The organism is Providencia sp. 2023EL-00965 (genome assembly GCF_033550225.1).
GTDB lineage: Bacteria > Pseudomonadota > Gammaproteobacteria > Enterobacterales > Enterobacteriaceae > Providencia > Providencia manganoxydans.
In genome coordinates, this window is sequence record NZ_JAWUEH010000049.1 from 1 (window position 1) to 998 (window position 998).

1 protein-coding gene and 1 pseudogene are annotated in these 998 nt (G+C 46.1%); one reads left to right on the forward strand and one right to left on the reverse strand.

Translation table 11 applies throughout. From position 1 onward, the window contains the following. Nucleotides 1-114 precede the first annotated feature (114 nt). Nucleotides 115-462: a hypothetical protein gene (locus tag SC428_RS22065; RefSeq protein WP_318710346.1), complete on the reverse strand. Its 348-nt coding sequence runs from the start codon at nt 460-462 to the stop codon at nt 115-117. 82 nt (nt 463-544) lie between these two features. On the opposite strand from SC428_RS22065, the pseudogene SC428_RS22070 reads away from it, so the two are divergent. Continuing rightward, nucleotides 545-998 (forward strand): annotated as a pseudogene (locus SC428_RS22070) (LuxR C-terminal-related transcriptional regulator); the annotation flags it as partial.

A 998-nucleotide genomic window follows, 5' to 3' on the forward strand; every position in this document is an offset into this window, starting at 1 on the left:
CATGAACAGACAAGTACGCTGCCAAACAACACAGAGGTGACAGCATGATGGAGTAATTTGTGTGTCATCGGTTATTCCTTATCGTCATGATGCAGACAAAGCAAATGTAATCGGCTACGGCGTTGCTGGCTTATCGTTCGGTACCACATGGCATTGACTACCTTGGCACTGGAACGTCAAATTTGGGCGTCCACCGTAGTCATTGATGTAAGTCACGACCGGACGCTGCCCTAATGCATTGGCACTCACTCCTAACGCACTTTCTCCAAACGGGGGCAGCATAATGGGTTTAAATTCTTTTTTCTCTTTGCTGTCCAAGGCCTTAAGGCTTTCTGCGGCATTAATTACCGTCACGTAATACGGCGTAGGGTTTTTGACCATTACCGCAGCGCCTTGTTTTTGCAGGATCAGCTGCTCTTGCCATGGCGCACCCATTTTTGCTGGTACAATCGCTTTTGTCACTGATCATGTAAAACTGATCCACTAACGATCATAGAAAACTGAGCCACTTGGTATTATCCGTACATTTTTGTACGGGGAATTTATGATTACCAAGGAGATATTTGTGGATATTCATGTTCGCTTTATACAAGGTCAAAGCATCCGAAAAATTGCCCGTGAACTGGGTATTTCTCGCAATACTGTTAAACACCATTTGCAGCAGCAACAGATGCCAACGTATACTCGACGTGCACCCAAACAGACCAAATTAGCGCCATTTGAGCCATATTTAATCCAACGTATCCAACTGGCTAAACCCGACTGGATCCCGGCAACTGTCTTGTTTGATGAACTCTGTCAAAGAGGCTATCAAGGCGGGATTGCCCAATTGCGTCGTTTCGTTTGCCAGTTTAAACCCATTATCGCGCCCGAACCTATTGTGCGGTTTGAAACGCCTCCCGGCCAGCAGATGCAGATTGATTTCACCACTATTCGTCGAAGTAAACAGACGTTAAAAGCATTCGTGGCGACATTAAGCTATTCCCGCGCTTGTTACG